This window comes from Salinivibrio sp. IB574, assembly GCF_001996205.1.
GTDB lineage: Bacteria > Pseudomonadota > Gammaproteobacteria > Enterobacterales > Vibrionaceae > Salinivibrio > Salinivibrio proteolyticus.
In genome coordinates this window covers 208611-226271 of the sequence record NZ_MUFN01000002.1, presented here as the reverse complement: position 1 = coordinate 226271, position 17661 = coordinate 208611, and the positions used below count along the sequence as shown (strand labels likewise).

The 17661-nt window shown below is 50.7% G+C and carries 13 protein-coding genes and 2 pseudogenes; 11 read left to right on the top strand and 4 right to left on the bottom strand.

Annotated features, from left to right (window positions below):
- Positions 1-10: 10 nt before the first annotated feature.
- The 5 genes from ampD to lpdA all read left to right on the top strand — a co-directional run bounded on the left by ampD (position 11) and on the right by lpdA (position 7789).
- Positions 11-565, top strand: a complete 555-nt coding sequence (gene ampD, locus BZJ17_RS01745; protein WP_077639572.1) for a 1,6-anhydro-N-acetylmuramyl-L-alanine amidase AmpD — start codon at positions 11-13, stop codon at positions 563-565.
- A 280-nt stretch (positions 566-845) separates the two neighbouring features.
- Positions 846-1619, top strand: a complete 774-nt coding sequence (gene pdhR / locus BZJ17_RS01740; RefSeq protein WP_069586617.1) for a pyruvate dehydrogenase complex transcriptional repressor PdhR — start codon at positions 846-848, stop codon at positions 1617-1619.
- Between the two features lie 92 nt (positions 1620-1711).
- A complete protein-coding gene (gene aceE / locus BZJ17_RS01735) occupies positions 1712-4378 on the top strand; it encodes a pyruvate dehydrogenase (acetyl-transferring), homodimeric type (RefSeq protein WP_077639571.1) in 2667 nt (888 codons plus the stop codon).
- A gap of 12 nt (positions 4379-4390) precedes the next feature.
- Positions 4391-6178 (top strand): dihydrolipoyllysine-residue acetyltransferase, encoded by a 1788-nt coding sequence (aceF, locus tag BZJ17_RS01730; protein ID WP_077639570.1) that lies wholly within the window; start codon positions 4391-4393, stop codon positions 6176-6178.
- Between the two features lie 186 nt (positions 6179-6364).
- Positions 6365-7789 carry a dihydrolipoyl dehydrogenase gene (gene lpdA, locus BZJ17_RS01725; RefSeq protein WP_077639569.1) on the top strand — a complete coding sequence of 475 codons (1425 nt, stop codon included), beginning with the start codon at positions 6365-6367 and terminating at the stop codon, positions 7787-7789.
- A gap of 81 nt (positions 7790-7870) precedes the next feature.
- On the opposite strand, the gene BZJ17_RS01720 is transcribed toward lpdA, so the two are convergent.
- Complete coding sequence (locus BZJ17_RS01720) at positions 7871-8401, bottom strand: TetR/AcrR family transcriptional regulator (RefSeq protein WP_157893148.1); 531 nt, start codon at positions 8399-8401, stop codon at positions 7871-7873.
- 172 nt (positions 8402-8573) lie between these two features.
- On the opposite strand from BZJ17_RS01720, the gene BZJ17_RS01715 reads away from it, so the two are divergent.
- Entirely contained in the window at positions 8574-8807 is a 234-nt protein-coding gene (locus tag BZJ17_RS01715) for a hypothetical protein (protein ID WP_077639567.1), read from the top strand.
- A gap of 63 nt (positions 8808-8870) precedes the next feature.
- Here BZJ17_RS01715 and BZJ17_RS01710 read toward each other — a convergent pair whose 3' ends face one another.
- Positions 8871-10784 carry a methyl-accepting chemotaxis protein gene (locus BZJ17_RS01710; RefSeq protein ID WP_077639566.1) on the bottom strand — a complete coding sequence of 638 codons (1914 nt, stop codon included), beginning with the start codon at positions 10782-10784 and terminating at the stop codon, positions 8871-8873.
- A gap of 558 nt (positions 10785-11342) precedes the next feature.
- Here BZJ17_RS01710 and BZJ17_RS01705 point away from each other — a divergent pair.
- A pseudogene (locus BZJ17_RS01705) lies at positions 11343-12104 on the top strand (aconitate hydratase B); the annotation flags it as partial.
- Here BZJ17_RS01705 and BZJ17_RS01700 read toward each other — a convergent pair.
- Positions 12084-12290 carry a hypothetical protein gene (locus BZJ17_RS01700; protein WP_347230973.1) on the bottom strand — a complete coding sequence of 69 codons (207 nt, stop codon included), beginning with the start codon at positions 12288-12290 and terminating at the stop codon, positions 12084-12086. The pseudogene BZJ17_RS01705 and the gene BZJ17_RS01700 sit on opposite strands and share 21 nt — an antisense overlap.
- On the opposite strand from BZJ17_RS01700, the pseudogene BZJ17_RS01695 reads away from it, so the two are divergent.
- Positions 12270-13881 (top strand): annotated as a pseudogene (locus tag BZJ17_RS01695) (bifunctional aconitate hydratase 2/2-methylisocitrate dehydratase); the annotation flags it as partial. The gene BZJ17_RS01700 and the pseudogene BZJ17_RS01695 sit on opposite strands and share 21 nt — an antisense overlap.
- 69 nt (positions 13882-13950) lie before the next feature.
- On the opposite strand, the gene BZJ17_RS01690 reads toward BZJ17_RS01695, so the two are convergent.
- Positions 13951-15090 (bottom strand): glycerate kinase, encoded by a 1140-nt coding sequence (locus BZJ17_RS01690; RefSeq protein WP_077639565.1) that lies wholly within the window; start codon positions 15088-15090, stop codon positions 13951-13953.
- Between the two features lie 261 nt (positions 15091-15351).
- On the opposite strand from BZJ17_RS01690, the gene BZJ17_RS01680 reads away from it, so the two are divergent.
- The 3 genes from BZJ17_RS01680 to BZJ17_RS01670 all read left to right on the top strand — a co-directional run bounded on the left by BZJ17_RS01680 (position 15352) and on the right by BZJ17_RS01670 (position 17576).
- Positions 15352-15741, top strand: a complete 390-nt coding sequence (locus BZJ17_RS01680; RefSeq protein ID WP_069586418.1) for a YacL family protein — start codon at positions 15352-15354, stop codon at positions 15739-15741.
- Between the two features lie 248 nt (positions 15742-15989).
- Positions 15990-16328 carry a P-II family nitrogen regulator gene (gene glnK / locus BZJ17_RS01675; protein WP_069586419.1) on the top strand — a complete coding sequence of 113 codons (339 nt, stop codon included), beginning with the start codon at positions 15990-15992 and terminating at the stop codon, positions 16326-16328.
- An 18-nt stretch (positions 16329-16346) separates the two neighbouring features.
- On the top strand, positions 16347-17576 hold the full coding sequence (locus BZJ17_RS01670) for an ammonium transporter (protein ID WP_077639563.1): 1230 nt from the start codon (positions 16347-16349) through the stop codon (positions 17574-17576).
- The last annotated feature ends 85 nt before the right edge of the window (positions 17577-17661 follow it).

Here is a 17661-nt window from a genome sequence, read left to right as displayed (position 1 = left end):
GGATAGCGGCATGTCTTTTTCAAACATCAACGATCATTGGCTGGTGGGCGCACGCGCTTGCCCATCTCCCCACTACAACCAACGACCCGATGGGGAAGAGGTTTCCTTACTGGTCATCCACAATATTAGCCTCCCACCAGGGCAGTTTGATGGCCCCTATATCGAACAGTTTTTTCAAGGTCAGCTCGACGCGAGTGAGCACCCTTATTTTGCTGAGATCGCCGATCTTCGCGTCTCCGCGCACCTACTGATCCGACGAGATGGAAGTGTGATCCAGTTTGTACCATTCAACGAGCGTGCGTGGCATGCTGGCGCTTCGTGTTTTAATGGACGCGAGCAATGCAATGACTTTTCGATCGGTATCGAGCTCGAGGGCACGGATGACCTACCTTATACCGATCCGCAGTACCAAGCTTTAGCGACGATCACCCGTACGCTGATGCAGTATTATCCAGCCATTACCTGTGATCGCATTACCGGCCATGAACATATTGCGCCGGGGAGAAAAACCGATCCGGGCCCTGCATTTGATTGGCCCTATTATAATTCGCTGATCGCCAAATAGTGTGGCGGCATCACGCGCTTGTTTAGGCTCGTGGGGCTGTAAAAAGGCGACTTGTTAATAAAGTGTTTATTGGTCAGACCAATTTTTGCGAGCCAGAGTGTGCCGACTGTCACCTTAAAGATACAGTCGTTTCCATGATGTCAATCAAACTTCTGGTGGACACAATATCTGCTGTCTGGTAACTTTAAAGGATTATAAAAAATTGGTATTACCAATTGACAACTAGTCAGTTTCTGTCGAAGGCAGTGAAAGCTGCTAAGACGGATGGTCAACAAAAACAATGGCATATCAAAGAATTCGTCAACCCAAACTCTCAGATGTTATCGAGAAAGAGCTCGAAGGTTTAATTCTGGAAGGCACTTTATCGCCGGGCCAGAAGTTACCGCCTGAGCGGGAGTTGGCAAAACAATTTGATGTGTCGCGTCCGTCAGTGCGCGAAGCGATCCAGCGACTTGAAGCTAAAAAGTTGCTGACGCGTAAACAAGGTGGCGGCACTTTTGTCAGTGAACGACTGTGGCAGCGATTCTCTGAACCCCTGCTAGAGTTATTGGCGGACCATCCTGAAACCCAACTTGATTTGCTGGAGTCACGTCATGCGCTGGAAGGCATCTCTTCTTACTTTGCCGCCCTCCGCGGTACGAAAGAAGACTTCAAGCGGATATGTGACTGCCATGATGCGATTCGTCATGCGCAGCAACAAGGGGATTTAGAGGCAGAAGCCTCGGCTGTCATGCAGTATTTAGTTGCAGTAACGGAAGCGGCACACAATGTGGTGCTGCTTTATATTATGCGCAGTCTTGCGCCGCTGCTGGAGCAGAATATTCTGCAAAACTTTGAGCTACTTTACCGCCGCCAAGAAACGGTGGAAAACGTCAGCCGACACCGGGCTGAGATCGTGGATGCGATTACTGCTGGCGAACCAGAAAAAGCCAGACAGGCGTCACATGCACACTTAGCTTACATTGAGGAAACTCTGTTGGATCTTGGCCGTGAAGAAAGCCGTCGAGAACGGTCTCTGCGTCGAATTCAACAACGCAAGGACGAGTTGGAGTAATACCGGATTCGCCCAAAAGAAAGGGCAAGCGGTGTCTCCAGCTGCGACAACGTTTGTTTTGTATGAGTCAATCAACGAAAGGATAGATCGCCATGTCTGAAGTCATGAAACATGACGTGGACGCACTTGAGACTCAAGAGTGGCTACAAGCCCTCGAGTCAGTCGTTCGTGAAGAAGGTGTAGAACGTGCCCAGTTCCTTCTGGAGCAAGTACTGGGACAAGCACGTTTAGACGGTGTTGACATGCCAACTGGCGTGACCACCAACTATGTAAATACCATTCCTGCCGATCAAGAACCTGCTTACCCAGGTGATGTGAATCTGGAACGTCGTATCCGTTCTATCATTCGTTGGAACGCAATCATGATCGTGTTGCGTGCGTCCAAGAAAGATTTAGAGCTGGGTGGCCACATGGCATCATTCCAGTCATCGGCTGCTTTCTACGAGACCTGTTTCAACCACTTCTTCCGTGCGCCGAATGAAAAAGACGGCGGCGATTTGGTGTATTATCAAGGTCACATCTCTCCAGGTATCTACGCGCGTGCGTTTGTTGAAGGTCGTCTCACTGCTGAGCAGCTCGACAACTTCCGCCAAGAAGTAGACGGTAAAGGTATTTCTTCTTACCCACACCCGAAGCTGATGCCTGAATTCTGGCAATTCCCTACCGTTTCTATGGGTCTGGGTCCTATTGCGTCTATCTACCAAGCGCGTTTCCTCAAGTATCTGAACGGTCGCGGTCTGAAAGACACCTCAGAGCAACGCGTTTATGCGTTCCTGGGTGATGGTGAGATGGATGAGCCAGAATCACGTGGTGCGCTGTCGTTTGCGGCCCGTGAAAAACTGGATAACCTATGCTTCCTGATCAACTGTAACCTGCAGCGCCTTGATGGCCCTGTAATGGGTAACGGTAAGATCATCCAAGAGCTAGAAGGCCTATTCAAAGGTGCTGGCTGGAACGTGATCAAAGTGGTTTGGGGTTCTGGCTGGGATAAACTGCTGGCGAAAGATACCTCAGGTAAACTGCTGCAGTTGATGAACGAAACCATCGACGGCGATTACCAAACCTTCAAATCAAAAGATGGCGCCTACGTGCGTGAACACTTCTTCGGTAAGTATCCAGAAACAGCTGCTTTGGTTGCTGATATGACCGACGAAGAAATCTTTGCACTGAAGCGTGGTGGTCATGAGCCATCAAAACTGTTTGCTGCGTTCAAAGCGGCACAAGAGTGCAATGATCGTCCAACCGTGATCCTAGCGAAAACCGTTAAAGGTTACGGCATGGGTGAAGCGGCAGAAGGTAAGAACATCGCGCACCAAGTGAAGAAAATGGACATGACGCACGTCATTGCCATGCGTGATCGTCTTGGCCTGCAAGACTTGCTGTCTGATGAAGACGTACAAAACCTGCCTTACCTACAGTTGGAAGAAGGTTCAGCGGAGTATGAGTACCTGCACGCGCGCCGTAAAGCGCTGCACGGTTACACCCCGCAACGTCTGCCTAACTTTACTAAAGAGCTAACACTACCAAAACTGGATGATTTCTCAGCCCTGCTGTCTGAGCAGAAGCGTGATATCTCCACCACCATGGCCTTTGTACGCTCTTTGAATGTATTGCTGAAAGACAAAAACATCGGCAAAAACATTGTACCTATCATTGCTGACGAAGCGCGTACTTTCGGTATGGAAGGTCTGTTCCGTCAAGTCGGTATCTACAACCCACATGGTCAGACTTATACCCCTGAAGACCGTGGTGTAGTGTCTTACTACAAAGAAGACCAAGGCGGTCAAGTACTGCAAGAAGGGATCAACGAGCTAGGCGCGATGTCTTCGTGGGTAGCGGCGGCGACCTCTTACAGCACCAACGATCTGCCAATGATCCCATTCTACATCTACTACTCAATGTTCGGCTTCCAACGTGTTGGCGACATGGCGTGGATGGCAGGTGACCAACAAGCACGTGGTTTCCTATTGGGTGCAACTGCCGGTCGTACTACCCTGAACGGTGAAGGTCTGCAGCACGAAGACGGTCACAGCCATATTCTGGCGAGCACTGTACCTAACTGTGTTTCTTACGACCCAACCTTCGCGTACGAAGTGGCGGTGATCATGCAAGACGGTATCCGTCGCATGTACGGTCCTGACCAAGAAAACATCTACTACTACCTGACGCTGATGAACGAAAACTATCATCAGCCGGCCATGCCTGAGGGTGCGGAAGAAGGTATCCGTAAAGGTATCTACAAGCTAGAAACCTATACGGGCGACAAAGCGAAAGTTCAGCTAATGGGCTCTGGCACCATCATGACTGAAGTGCGCAAAGCGGCGAAACTGCTTAGCGATGAGTACGGTGTAGCGTCTGACGTATACAGCGTGACCTCGTTCAACGAGCTGGCACGTGACGGCCAAGATGCAGAGCGCTTCAACATGTTGCACCCAGATGCAGACGCACAAGTTCCTTACATCCAAACTGTAATGGGAACTGAGCCTGCGATTGCTGCGACTGACTATATGAAGAACTACGCTGACCAAGTTCGCGCGTTTATCCCAGCGGAATCTTACAAAGTTCTGGGTACTGACGGCTTTGGTCGTTCTGACAGCCGCGAAAACCTACGTCGTCACTTCGAAGTGAACGCAGGCTATGTGGTTGTTGCGGCGCTTAACGAGCTGGCTAAGCGCGGCGATGTTGACAAGAAACTGGTAGCGGACGCTATCAAGAAATTCGACATCGATACCAACAAAGTAAACCCGCTGTTCGCGTAAGAGGCTGAAATAATGTCAATCGAGATTAATGTACCTGACATCGGTGCTGATGAAGTAGAAGTGACTGAGATCCTTGTTAGCGTTGGCGACAAGGTCGAAGAAGAACAGTCGTTAATCACCGTTGAAGGTGATAAAGCATCCATGGAAGTGCCTGCATCACAAGCGGGCGTGGTCAAGGAAATCAAAATTGCTGAGGGTGACAAAGTTACCACTGGCTCTTTGATTATGATCTTCGAAGCCGATGCGCCAGCGCAAAGCGCACCAGCTCAAGAGGCGGCGCCAGCCGCTCCTGCTGCACCAGCGGCTGCGTCAGAAATCAAAGAAGTACACGTKCCTGATATCGGTGGYGAYGAAGTYGAAGTTACCGAGATCATGGTTGCGGTTGGCGATACCATTGAAGAAGAGCAGTCACTGATCACTGTTGAAGGCGATAAAGCCTCAATGGAAGTGCCTGCACCGTTTGCGGGTACCGTTAAAGAAATCAAGATCGCGGCGGGTGACAAGGTGTCAACTGGCTCACTGATCATGATGTTCGAAGTGGGTGGTAGCGCGCCAGCGCAAGCGCCTGCAGCTGCCGAGGCACCAGCAGCGCCTGCAGCAGCACAGTCACTGATCACCGTTGAAGGCGACAAAGCGTCAATGGAAGTCCCTGCACCGTTTGCGGGTACAGTGAAAGAAATCAAAGTGGCCGCGGGCGATAAAGTCTCGACGGGCTCGTTGATCATGGTCTTCGAAGTTGCCGGTAGCGCACCAGCAGCGCCTGCACCTGCAGCGGCACCTGCTGCTGAAAAGGCGGCACCCGCGCCTGCAGCCAAAGCTGACGCCCCAGCGGCTAAAGCTGACGCTGGCAAAGACGAGTTTGTAGAGAACAAAGAATACGCGCATGCGTCTCCTGTTGTTCGTCGTCTGGCCCGTGAATTTGGCGTGAACCTTGCGAAGGTAAAAGGTAGCGGCCGTAAAGGACGCGTACTGAAAGAAGACGTTCAGAGCTTTGTGAAAGAAGCGCTGAAACGCCTTGAATCGGGTGCAGCATCGGGTTCAGGCGACGGTAGCGCACTGGGTCTGCTCCCTTGGCCAAAAGTGGACTTCAGCAAATTCGGTGAAACTGAAGTCAAACCACTGTCTCGCATTAAGAAAATCTCTGGTGCGAACCTAGCACGTAACTGGGTGATGATCCCGCACGTGACGCAGTGGGACAACGCTGATATCACTGAAGTGGAAGCGTTCCGTAAAGAACAAAATGCGATCGAGAAGAAGAAAGAGTCTGGCATGAAGATCACTCCATTGGTGTTCATCATGAAAGCGGCTGCGAAAGCGCTAGAAGCTTTCCCTTCTTTCAACTCGTCGCTATCTGAAGACGGTGAAAGCCTGATCCTGAAGAAGTATGTCAACATCGGTATCGCGGTTGACACGCCAAACGGTCTGGTTGTGCCTGTGTTCAAAGACGTGAACAAAAAAGGCATCTACGAGTTATCTGAAGAGCTGATGGCGGTTTCTAAGAAAGCTCGTGCAGGCAAACTCACTGCCTCTGATATGCAGGGTGGTTGCTTTACCATCTCGAGCCTAGGTGGCCTAGGCGGTACGGCATTTACGCCAATCGTCAATGCACCAGAAGTGTCTATCTTGGGTGTGTCTAAGTCAGAAATGAAACCAGTATGGAACGGTAAGGACTTTGAACCTCGCCTAATGCTGCCATTGTCTCTGTCTTACGATCACCGTGTGATTGACGGTGCCGAAGGCGCGCGCTTTATTACTTACCTCAACGGCTTGTTATCAGACATCCGCCGTTTGGTACTGTAATCGCGTCACCGACAACACCCTCCGGCCCGTTATGGGCCGGTTGGGAATTGTTGTGCAGCTCACAGGCTATGGGTTTTTATTTTTCAGCCCATTAACATGGCTGTAAACTGTGGCTTCCAAACTCCCACAACAATAAAAAATTACCGCTCTTAGCCTGTCAGGGAATAAGACTACAACGAGGTCAGAATGAGTAAAGAAATCAAAGCGCAAGTCGTCGTCCTTGGCGCTGGTCCTGCTGGATACTCCGCCGCCTTCCGCTGTGCCGACCTAGGTTTGGAAACAGTATTGGTTGAACGTTACAACACCCTAGGTGGTGTATGTCTAAACGTTGGTTGTATCCCTTCTAAAGCCCTACTTCACGTTGCCAAAGTGATCGAAGAAGCCAAAGCAATGGCGGATCACGGTGTGGTTTTCGGCGAGCCACAAACCGATATCGATAAAATTCGCACTTGGAAAGATAAGGTTATCGGTCAACTGACCGGTGGTCTGGGTGGCATGGCCAAGCAGCGTAAAGTGACTGTTGTTAACGGTAAAGGCCGTTTCACTGGCGCGAACACCCTAGTGGTTGAAGGTGATGAAAGCACCACTATCAATTTTGATAATGCCATTATTGCTGCGGGCTCTCGTCCAATCGAACTGCCATTTATCCCGCATGAAGACCCACGTATCTGGGACTCAACGGACGCGCTTGAGCTCAAAGAAGTACCAGAGAAACTGCTGGTAATGGGCGGTGGTATCATCGGTCTAGAGATGGGTACGGTTTATCACTCGCTAGGTTCACAAATCGACGTTGTTGAAATGTTCGATCAAGTGATCCCTGCTGCGGATAAAGACGTGGTGAAGGTCTTCACCAAGCGTATCAGCAAGAAATTTAACCTGATGCTAGAAACCAAGGTGACCGCGGTAGAAGCCAAAGAAGACGGCATCTACGTCACCATGGAAGGCAAAAAAGCGCCAGCAGAGCCTGTACGCTATGATGCCGTTCTCGTTGCTATCGGCCGTACACCAAACGGTAAGCTACTTGACGCAGGCCAAGCGGGCGTTGAAGTTGATGACCGTGGCTTTATCCGTGTTGATAAGCAAATGCGTACTAACGTGCCACATATCTATGCGATTGGCGATATCGTTGGTCAGCCAATGCTTGCGCATAAAGGTGTGCATGAAGGTCACGTTGCCGCAGAAGTCATTGCTGGTAAGAAGCACTACTTCGATCCTAAAGTGATCCCATCAATCGCTTACACTGAGCCAGAAGTGGCATGGGTCGGTAAGACCGAGAAAGAGTGTAAGGAAGAGGGCATTAACTACGAAGTGGCTACCTTCCCTTGGGCAGCGTCTGGTCGTGCGATCGCGTCTGATTGTGCCGACGGTATGACTAAGATGATCTTCGATAAAGACACTCATCGCGTGATCGGTGGTGCGGTTGTTGGTACTAACGGTGGTGAACTGTTAGGCGAGATTGGCCTTGCTATCGAGATGGGTTGTGATGCCGAAGATGTCGCATTGACAGTACACGCTCACCCAACCTTGCATGAGTCTGTTGGTCTTGCCGCAGAAGTGTTTGAAGGCTCAATCACTGACCTGCCAAATCCAAAAGCAAAGAAAAAGAAATAAACCGCGCGTTTATCGTTTTCTGATTAAGCCCCGCCATGCGGGGCTTTTTTATATCTGTCATTTACAACAGCTGCGATACGGTTACGCGATGGTCGCAAGCTTATCAGCTAGGCGGCTAAGCATGGCCTCTTTGGTGGAGATAGGCTCACTTAAGCCTTGAAACAAGGTCATGAAATAGGCATCCATCATTAACGCAGTTTTCGCCTGATGATTTGGACTATGCTCAACAGAAAGGTGAGCTTGAAAAGGCGCGATGTGATGCGCCAAGGCTTTTTGCTGCCACAAGAGTGCGCGAAAGAGCTCTCGGCTGAAGTCTGGATGCGCGAGATAAAACGCATAGAGGTGATCGGCATAATGGAGAAGTCGTTGCGTTGGCGTGTCTGAGTGATCCAATTTAGCAGCGTTTTCGAGCACGGTATCAATACGTGTCATCAGCCCAACTTTTAGCAAGTCAATTTTCAACGGAAAGTGTGAGAAGACAGTTCCTGTCGCGACCTCCGCCTTATGTGCAATTTGACGTGTAGTGGTATCCGCAAACCCTTGTTCCACAAATAATGCCCATGCACTGTCGAGGATCTTCTGGCGTGTCGCCTGTTTTTTGGGTGTATCCACATTCACTCCTTTTTTGTTTCATGATACTGGCTTGGTGTGGTGCTCGCCATGATCCTTTCCTCGATCTTAAGACTGTTTGTCCTTTTTTTAGCCTAAAAAATATTGTAAATTGAGCGCGCTCAATTTATTGTTAATGAGCGCGCTCAATTTTGGCTTTAGGTAAGGAGAGGTAATGAACACATTATTGGAAATGGCAAAAACCGTGTTTGGCTATGTATGCTTTGTGCCATTTTTGTTTCTTTACTCAGGTTTGCTGAGTTTGACATTGGCACCGTTATTATTAGTGGGGGGAGTTGGCTTTTTGTGCGTTATTTTAGGGGTTGAGGAGGGCGTTAAACCCTTATGGCGTCAGCTATGGCAAGATGGAAAAGACGTTGCTAGTGCGCGGCCTCGTTCAGCACAATAAAAAAGCGGGCCAAAGCCCGCTTCGTACGTCAGAAGATAGCGTTTAAATCTTAAAGCTTAAAGCTTAAAGCTTAAAGCTCCCAACCAAGGTATCAAGACGTTTAGAAAGATCACGTAGTGACTCACTGGCTTCTGCCATGGTGTTGGCGGTATCAGCGGTTTGCTGCGAGCTGTGATTAATCTCTTCAATATTTTGATTAATGTCATTCACCACGGTGGACTGCTCCTCGGTAGCCGTTGCCACTTGGGTGTTCATATCCGAGATCTGGACAATTTGCTCGTTGATCAAATTGAGTGCTTGTGACGCCTCGTCGGAAGCATTGACCCCTTCGGCCGTCATCGCTCGGCTTTGCTCCATGGCTTGCACGGCATTGCTCGCTTCTTGCTGAAGACGGTCAATCATGGTCTGGATTTCGTCGGTGGAATCAGAGGTACGACTTGCCAAGCTGCGCACCTCGTCGGCAACAACCGCAAATCCGCGTCCTTGTTCGCCCGCTCGTGCCGCTTCAATCGCCGCATTGAGTGCCAGTAAATTCGTTTGCTCGGAGATACCGCGGATCACATCCAAAATGCCGCCAATCGAGTCAGTATTCTCTGCTAGTGCACTGACGACCTTGGACATGTTCTCCATGTCATCGGCTAGGCGTGCAATGGTATCTCGCGCTTGGGTGACGACTTGTTGGCCACTGGCTGCACCATCAGAGGCTTGATTCGCAGCGCTGGCAGCATTGGCCGCATTCCCAGCAATCTCATTGACGGTAGCGCCCATCTCGTTGATCGCGGTGACTACCTGAACGGTACGATCTCGCTGATGTTCACTTTGCGATTGCGTGGCGCTGGCTTGTGCTGAGACCTGTTCGGCGGCGCTTCTTAGCTCACCACCCGTGGCGGCTACATCTGAGACTAAGCGGTGGATTTTTTCCACAAAGCTATTGAAACCAGATGCGAGTTGGCCAATTTCATCTTGGCTGTTGATGTCCACACGTTGGCGCAGATCGCCTTCGCCTTCACCTATTTCACGGAATACATTGGCGACATATTGGATAGGCTTGGTAATGGTTGCGGCAAGCCAGATGGCGACGACAACGAACAAGAGCCCGACGACGACAGAGACCATTAAAATTTGGTTGCGCGTTTGATTCAGCGGGGCATAGACTTCGTCTGCTGGGACGTCTGCGATCACAAACCAATCCATGGAAGGCACATAGCTAGAGGCGAGTAAAAGTTCATCACCATTGACTTGGGTGTCGAGTAAATTGAAGTCACCCTTATTGAGAAGGCTACGTGCTTGGGCACCATACAAGTCGGTGAGGTTCTTCTCTCCCATTAGGCCGGTGTCGCGATGGAGCTGCACTTCGCCCTGCGCATTGACGAGAAAAACAAAGCCGGATTGCTCAATCTTGAATTGATTCAGAAATTGCGTCATGTCATCCAGTGAGCGTGAAAACCCAGCGAGGCCTGTCCCATTAAGTTGCTGGAAGTTCACGAACAGTTTGAGATCCCCGTTATCCTCTTGGAACACTTGCGCCATGGTGGCATTGCCACTGTCTAGGAAGTTATAGAACCACCCGTCTTTATCGCGGGTCAGGACCCGCAAGAAGCCATTCTGATTCCAGTACTGCCCCGTCTTACGGTTCGCAATACTGGCGTCATTCAGGCCATATTGTGCTCGTAAAATATTGAGTTGCTCGATGACACGCGCTTCTTCACTGGCACTCATGTCGCTACTAATCATATCGAGCATCACAGGGTTTGAGGCTAACTGGCGTGCGGCGGATTGTAGCTGGTTGACTTCACTATCAATCGTATCGCGAAATTGGGTGAGGGTGGTTGGCAGCTCGTTCTCCAACAGCCGCTTTTCCATAATATCTCGAGCTTGGCTTAAGCTCATGTAGCTGATAATCGCTGTGGAGGCGATAACGGCTGACACAAAAGCCAAGATGAGTTTTTGTTTAATAGTGAGTTGGTTTAGCTTCATGCCCTTCTCTCTACAAGTCAATGAATACAGAGTCTGCCACGCAATAGGGTGACAAAGACTGAGATATTTTTATGGTACTAATGTCTAAGTTAGCAGAAGTGTGTGAATGGTTAACGACGTATCGGCGAGAACCCCACAAACTTAACGGAACACGTCGGTTTTATTGATAAAAATAACACCTAGTGCGCAGTTTCAACAGCAAAGGGGAATAATACCTCTCTACCGCGGATGTGAAGCTGTGAACTTGATAACAGACTGATTACTGCGTCGTGGAAAAAAGCGGTGTAGAATCAGTCACAACCGCGACACATGCTGTGAGTAGTGTGAGAAGAATAGGGATTAGCGCGCTGCGTCACTAAGACCTAAGTCGTATGTTTCATAAAAGGGGTAGATTTTAATTTTAAGTTAAAAATGCTATCCTCACGCAGCGGTTACGTGCTCGAACCCTCGCCTTGCTGGAAAATTTTAATAAACTTCGCCGGATAAGCGTGATACGAGTACTAACACTTTCCAAGGATGTTGGATCACACGATCTGACCGAGAAAAGAGGAAATAGTCGTGCTTGAAGCCTACCGTAAACACGTCGAAGAACGTGCCGCTCAGGGCATTGTGCCTAAACCGCTGAACGCTGAGCAAACCGCCAGTCTGATAGAACTGTTGAAAAACCCGCCCGCTGGCGAAGAAGAAACACTGGTCTACCTACTTGAAAATCGAATTCCGCCCGGCGTGGATGAAGCGGCTTATGTAAAAGCTGGCTTTCTTGCCGCGCTTGCGAAGGGAGAAGCAAGCTCTCCGCTCATTAGTCGTGAACGCGCGACTGAGCTGTTAGGGACCATGCAAGGCGGTTATAACATCGAACCGCTGATTGCACTGCTTGATGATGCCACGTTGGCACCGATTGCGGCAAAGGCCTTGTCTCATACTCTGCTGATGTTCGACGCGTTTTATGACGTTGAAGATAAAATGAAAGCAGGGAATACCTACGCCAAGCAAGTGATGGAATCTTGGGCTAACGCCGAGTGGTTCTTAAACAAGCCGCAAATCCCTGAAAAAGTGACGCTGACGGTGTTCAAAGTATCGGGTGAAACCAACACCGATGACTTATCGCCAGCCCCCGATGCTTGGTCGCGCCCTGATATTCCTCTCCACGCACTGGCCATGTTAAAGAACGAGCGCGAGGGCATTCAGCCGGATAAGCCCGGTGAGATTGGTCCGATTTCGCAAATGAAAGCGCTGGAAGAAAAAGGTCATCCACTGGTTTACGTGGGTGATGTGGTCGGTACGGGTTCGTCACGTAAATCAGCGACCAACTCTGTGCTGTGAGGTACCAGGGCGGACACCCTCGACACCACAGGCTTTACCGACCATTTTCTGTGCCAACGAAAACCCTTTGGTAGAGTCCGCAACAGGACGCGGACGACGGAATACGTCCGAAGGCTCAAGGCCTAAACTCTCACGCGCTTTATCGGTTAGACCACGACCGATGAGGTTCTGTCTACCTTCCAACTGAAAACCGATATCTTATACGATGAAGTGCGTGCCGGAGGGCGTATCCCTCTCATCATCGGTCGTGGTCTAACCGATAAAGCGCGTGAGAGTTTAGGCCTTGAGCCTTCGGACGTATTCCGTCGTCCGCGTCCTGTTGCGGACTCTACCAAAGGGTTTACGTTGGCACAGAAAATGGTCGGTAAAGCCTGTGGTGTCGAGGGTGTCCGCCCTGGTACCTATTGCGAGCCAAAAATGACCACCGTGGGTTCACAAGATACCACGGGTCCGATGACGCGTGATGAGTTAAAAGATTTAGCGTGTCTTGGCTTCACCGCCGATCTCACTATGCAGTCATTCTGCCACACATCCGCTTATCCAAAGCCTGTGGATGTCGAAACCCACCACACACTGCCGGACTTCATTATGAACCGTGGCGGTGTGTCATTGCGTCCGGGTGATGGTGTTATCCATTCATGGCTAAACCGAATGCTACTGCCCGATACCGTGGGGACTGGCGGTGATTCACACACGCGTTTCCCGTTGGGTATTTCGTTCCCTGCCGGTTCAGGTCTGGTCGCCTTTGCGGCCGCGACCGGCGTGATGCCACTGGATATGCCAGAGTCAGTTCTGGTGCGCTTTAAAGGCGAAATGCAGCCTGGGGTCACCTTACGTGACTTGGTGCATGCCATTCCATATTTTGGTATTAAGCAAGGTCTCCTGACGGTTGAGAAATCCGGCAAAATCAACGAATTCTCAGGCCGTGTCTTGGAAATTGAAGGGGTGGAGCACCTGACCGTTGAGCAAGCCTTTGAGCTGTCGGATGCATCCGCAGAGCGTTCAGCGGCTGGCTGTACGGTCAAGCTGTCACAAGACTCAGTGGCAGAGTACCTTGAGTCGAACATTGTGATGTTGAAGTGGATGATCGCCGAAGGGTATGGCGACCGTCGTACTATCGAGCGTCGTATCCAAGCAATGGAGCAATGGCTGGCTAATCCAAGTCTGATGGAAGCCGATAAAGATGCCGAGTACGCGCATGTGCTCGAAATCGATCTGGCAGACATCAAAGAACCTATTTTGTGTGCGCCGAACGACCCAGATGATGCCCGCACCTTGTCGGATGTTGCTGGCGATAGCGTCGATGAAGTCTTTATCGGTAGCTGTATGACTAACATCGGTCACTTCCGTGCAGCCGGTAAACTGTTGGATAAATTCGGTGGCAGTTTATCGACCCGTATGTGGGTAGCACCACCGACGAAGATGGATAGAGATCAGCTAACAGCAGAAGGCTATTACGGCATTTATGGCCGTGCTGGGGTGCGGATTGAAACGCCAGGGTGTTCATTGTGTATGGGGAACCAAGCACGTGTGGCAGAGAAATCGACCGTATTGTCGACCTCGACCCGTAACTTCCCGAACCGTTTGGGAACCGGCGCCAACGTGTACCTTGCCTCAGCTGAGCTTTCGGCGGTAGGTGCGATCCTAGGACGTATTCCTACTAAAGAGGCACATTAATGCGACTGCAGCAGATACCTATCGCTATCTGAACTTCCACCGTATGGACGAATACACGCAAAAAGCGGATAACGTCATTATCAAAGCCGCGGTCTAGCCGGCTTTATCCAACGCCCTCTTCGGAGGGCGTTTTTTTTATCCTGGTGATGCTGTCGGTCTGAATGGCTTATTGTTCACTTTGCGCGACAATCAGGCGGGCGACATTCTCTGCAGTGCGGCGCAGATTCTCCGCAGTGTGTTCAAAAGCATGTTGTAAATCACAGGGACCTGATTGAATCGGCAAGATAGTGGTGACTCCGCGTTCGTATAAGGCTTCGCAATCGTCGCCAACGCGGCCCGCTAGTACTACCACAGGAACATCAAACTGCTTCGCGACCTGTGCCAAGGCGGCGGGCACCTTACCATGCAGCGTTTGACCATCGACTTTTCCTTCGCCTGTCACCAACCAATTGGCTTTTGCTATATAAGGGGTGGCTTGGCTGCGTTCTAGTAAGAGCGCCACACCGGGGACCAATTGCGCGTCCAGCAAGCCACCCAAGGTGGCACCAATTCCACCGGCCGCGCCGGCGCCCGCAAATTGTGCAATCGATTTGCCGAGCTGATAGCGACAGAGGCTGGCAAAACGATGCAGGTGTTGCTCCAGTTGACGAACCTGCTCCGGTGACGCGCCTTTTTGGGGCGCAAATACGGTTGCCGCACCTTGCGGACCACATAGCGGATTATCCACATCACATGCAGCCGTTAATTGGACGCGTTTAAGTCGAGGATCGAGCTGGCTCAGATCAAGTTGTGCGAGCCTACCTAAGCCATCACCGGTTGGTGAAATGGGCGCATCCTGGCTATCAAGCAACTTTGCCCCCAAGGCCACCAAGATACCTGCGCCGGCATCTGTGGTGGCGCTGCCGCCTAAGCCGATAATGATTTCATCGACATCATGTGCGAGGGCGGCACGAATCAGCTCTCCAGTCCCTAAACTGGTGGTGTGTAGCGGGTTGCGTTGATGGTGAGCGAGCAGGGGCAAGCCAGAGGCGCTGGCCACGTCGATGATCGCGAGTCGCTGCGAAGGGACGATAACATAGCTGGCGGTGATCGATGAAAAATCGGGACCAGTCACTTGGCAAGTGTGAAAATCGCCGTCTAACTGCTGGGCAAAACTTTGCGCTGTCCCTTCGCCGCCATCGGCCATGGGGAGCAAAGTAAAATGCGCCTTGGGTAGTATACGCGCCATGCCGTCATGGATGGCTTGCGCCGCCTCGCCAGCTGAAAGGCTTTCTTTGAACGAATCAGGGGCTATCACTATATGCATCGGCTACTCCTTTCCAGACGCGACCACGTTGATGAGGCTGATATACCCTTCCTACTTGAAGCTGCAGCGGTGTTGGCTACGTTCGTTCATCTCAATCACATAATCTATCTATGCTCATGGGGATTCACTCACAGCCTACCTACAACGCCAAGTTGTTTGGGTATCGTATTTAAGTATGGCGAAGGTGACAGTTTGATGACAGTCTCGAGTTGGCAATTGAAAGAAAAACTCGGACAATAGCCTCTCATTTTGGAGGTGGATGTGGATTACGAATTTTCCCGCAATAGTTTTGATGACAGCTATCGCATTGTGTTCTCAATGGGGCATGAGGCCATGGGGCGTTGGTTGCTTGATGAGTTGGGTACCGAGCTGAGTGAGGTGGATGCGTGGTTAGCCACCTTTACCCAATTGCGCCAAGAGCAGCAATGGCGAGGACACACCTTCACGCTGACGGCCAATCCTGAAGAAGTGGTGGTGATGGCCAATGCGATGTTGCAAACGCCCTCTGACGAGGCAACGGATACGTTGAGCGCACAAGACCTACAGTTTTACGATCAAGAAAGCAGTGCCGCTTGTGGTTATGAAGACTTTCTGGCCATGCTCGAAGCGTATCGTGATTTTATTGCTCGCTACGGACGCCGTACGCGCTAACCTGCCGGCGAGTGACGCTGACACTCGCCTCCTTCCTATCAGACATCTGCACGTGGCTCGCTTTGGTGCATCGTCCTCCTCGCGATGAATCTATGCGTCGAGATGGTGAATAGCTTGCACTAAAAAAGTGCAAATGTGCGCCTTTCCCTAGTTGATTTCTGTAATGTGCTGATTTTTATGTAGTTAATAGTTGGCATGTCTCTTGATACTTATTGACTGATGCAAACATAAGGACTCAGGAGAAGGATATGAAACTGATTAGCGCCATTATCAAGCCTTTTAAGCTTGATGACGTCCGTGAAGCACTATCCGACGTCGGCATTGACGGCATGACAGTGTCAGAAGTGAAAGGGTTTGGCCGCCAAAAAGGGCACACCGAACTGTATCGCGGTGCCGAATATCAAGTCGATTTTTTGCCGAAGGTAAAACTCGAAATCGCCGTCCAGAGCGATAGTGTTGATGCCGTGGTGGAAGCGATTTCCAAGGCGGCACAAACCGGCAAAATCGGCGACGGTAAGATTTTTGTCTTTGACCTCCAGCAAGCCGTGCGGATCCGCACTGGCGAAATGGATCTGGAAGCAATTTAATCACAGGGAGTAATCACAATGGAATTGGTCAATACGGTTACTGAGTTACGTTACGCACTAGACACCTTCTTTTTCCTTTTATCCGGTGCGTTGGTGATGTGGATGGCGGCTGGGTTTGCCATGTTAGAGGCAGGGCTAGTTCGCTCGAAAAACACCACCGAGATCCTCACCAAAAATATTTGCTTGTATGCGATCGCCTGTACCATGTATCTGTTGGTGGGCTACAACATCATGTATGTCGATAACAGTGCGGGTGGCTTTATGCCCTCGTTTGGCTCACTCATTGGAACGCAAGCGGCCGACGCGGATCACTCTCTCGAGTCGGACTTCTTTTTCCAAGTGGTGTTTGTTGCTACCGCCATGTCGGTGGTTTCTGGGGCCGTGGCAGAGCGTATGAAGTTATGGGTGTTCTTGCTGTGTTCTGTGGTACTCACCGCAGTCATCTATCCGGTAGAAGGCTACTGGACATGGGGTGGTGGTTTCTTATCCGAAGCAGGCTTTAGCGATTTCGCCGGCTCAGGCATTGTGCATATGGCGGGCGCGTCAGCTGCATTAGCGGGTGTGATCTTGCTGGGGGCACGTAAAGGTAAATACGGCAAGAATGGTCAAGTGAATCCGATTCCTGGCTCGAACCTACCTCTAGCGACTTTGGGCACCTTTATCCTATGGTTCGGTTGGTTCGGCTTTAACGGCGGTTCGCAGCTGATGGTGTCAGACTTTGAAAACGCCACGGCGGTAGGGCAAATTTTCTTGAACACCAATGCGGCGGCGGCAGCCGGTGCGATTGCTGCCTTACTGGTGTGTAAAACACTATGGGGTAAAGCCGATTTGACCATGATCTTAAACGGTGCATTGGCCGGTTTGGTCGCCATTACCGCTGATCCCTTATCGCCCACGCCAGTCGCTTCGCTTATTATCGGTGCGGTATCAGGTGCCATTGTGGTGTTTAGCATCGTCGGCTTCGATAAAATTAAAATCGACGATCCCGTGGGTGCGATTTCGGTGCACGGTGTGTGTGGTTTCTTTGGCTTGATGGTCGTGCCGCTGAGCAACGCAGACGCAAGCTTTGGCGCACAATTGTTGGGTGCAGCCGTGATCTTCGCTTGGGTCTTTGGTGCGAGCTTTGTGGTGTGGTTGGTACTGAAGAAAACCATGGGCATTCGTGTTACCGAAGAAGAAGAAATGTCAGGCATGGATTTGCATGACTGCGGTATTGATGCATATCCCGAATTCGTTAGCGTGAAATAGTCACTCGTACGACACTTCGTTAAACTCTGAAACGAAACCTTACATTTTTGATGCTGGGTTTCGTTTTTTTTTGCGTGGCAGAATA